Origin of the sequence: Myxococcus qinghaiensis, from assembly GCF_024198215.1 — a bacterium.
GTDB lineage: Bacteria > Myxococcota > Myxococcia > Myxococcales > Myxococcaceae > Myxococcus > Myxococcus qinghaiensis.
Genome location: NZ_JAKCFA010000077.1, coordinates 1 through 1,524, shown reverse-complemented (window position 1 = coordinate 1,524; position 1,524 = coordinate 1). Strand labels below are relative to the sequence as shown.

The window sequence follows — 1,524 nt, the reverse complement described above, 5'->3', positions numbered from 1 at the left end:
CGGAACCTGTCAACGTGAATGAGACAGTGAAACTGAGAGATTAGTGCGCAGCTGTCTGTGAGCTGGGGAGCTGCGCGGGGTTGTTTATCCAGACGGCGTTCGGAAGGGCCTGGGGCTTCGGAGGGCCGTGGGGGAATCGCTCGGGGTGAGCGGCGAAGGCGGCCTCGAGAACGGTGGCGCGGGCCGCGAGGCGTGCGTGCGCCAGGCCGTGGTGGACGTCGTGAGGGGTGAGCAGACCCAAGCCCGAGTGGTGGTGCTCCTCGTTGTACCAGCGGAAGAAGTCGGCGCAGAAGGCGCGGGCATCCTGGAGGCAGCCGAAAACGCGGGGGAAGTCGGGCCGGTACTTCAGCGTCTTGAAGTGGGCCTCGCTGAAGGGGTTGTCGTTGGAGACATGGGGCCGGGAGTGCGTCTTCGTCACGCCGAGGTCCGCCATCAGCAAGGCCACGGGCTTGGAGGTCATCGAGGAGCCGCGGTCGGCGTGAATCGTCAGCTGGCCGGGTTGGATGCCCTGGCGCTCGCAGGTTTGCGCCAACAGCTTCTGGGCCAGGGTGGCCGACTCGCGGTGCGCCACCATCCAGCCGACAACGGAGCGGCTGTACACGTCGAGGACGACGTAGAGGTAGAAGTACGTCCACTTTCCCGGGCCGTGCAGCTTGGAAATATCCCAACTCCAGAGTTCGTTCGGCTTCGTCGCGTGCAGCTGAGGCACCGGGTGGTTGGGGTGGCGCAGCTGGTTGCGGCGCTCACGCACCTCCTGGTTCTCGGCCAGCACCCGGTACAGCGTCCGCTCCGAGCATAGGTAGCGCCCTTCATCGAGCAGCTGCGCGTAGACTTCCGCGGGCGCCGCATCCGCGAATCTCGGCTCATGCAGCACGGTGAGTACCTCCGCCCGCTGCTCGGAGGACAAGGCCCTCGGCTGACGGCGTCCGCGGGCCAGCCCCTGCCTCGGCCGCAGGCTCCGGTAGAAGGTGGCTCTCGACAGGCCCATCACCTGGCACACCGGCAAGACTCCCAGCTCTCCAACGGCGTCTCGTGCCGCCGCCATCAGGGCTCCTCGTCTTGCTTGGGCAGATCCACTCCCAGGATTTCCGATACTTTTTTTTGGAGGTCCAGCAGGGCCTCGGCGCGTTTGAGCCGCGCCTGGGAGCGGGCCAGCTCCTTCTCCAACTCGGCGATTCTCCGGGCCCCTGGCTCGGGCACCTTCGCCGGGGGACCTCGCTTGCCAGGCGCCAGTGCTGCCAGTCCTCCGGCCTCGCGTTGGCGTCGCCACACGCTCAAGAGCGAGGAGTACAGCCCCTCACGGCGCAGCAGCGCTCCCACCTCACCGGGCTTCGTGCAGCGGTCCGCTTCCTCGAGGATGCGCCGCTTGTCCTCCGCCGTGAAGCGACGACGCTTCGCCTTCTCCACCACCTCGGTCTCCTCAACCCGAGCCTCTTTCACCACCGGATTCATCGTCCCTGCCTGGCTCGCCCTGCACACTAAACTGCTGGGTACGAACTGTCTCACTCACGTTGGCAGAGAGGG

At 66.5% G+C, this 1,524-nt stretch carries 1 protein-coding gene; it reads right to left on the bottom strand.

Annotated features, from left to right (window positions below; translation table 11 throughout):
* Positions 1–40: 40 nt before the first annotated feature.
* Positions 41–1,452, bottom strand: a protein-coding gene (locus tag LZ199_RS45885; RefSeq protein WP_407667352.1) for an IS3 family transposase whose coding sequence is annotated in 2 segments (ribosomal slippage) — positions 41–1,092 and positions 1,092–1,452 — 1,413 coding nt in all. Because the reading frame shifts where the segments join, the coding sequence is not laid out codon by codon here.
* Positions 1,453–1,524 lie beyond the last annotated feature (72 nt).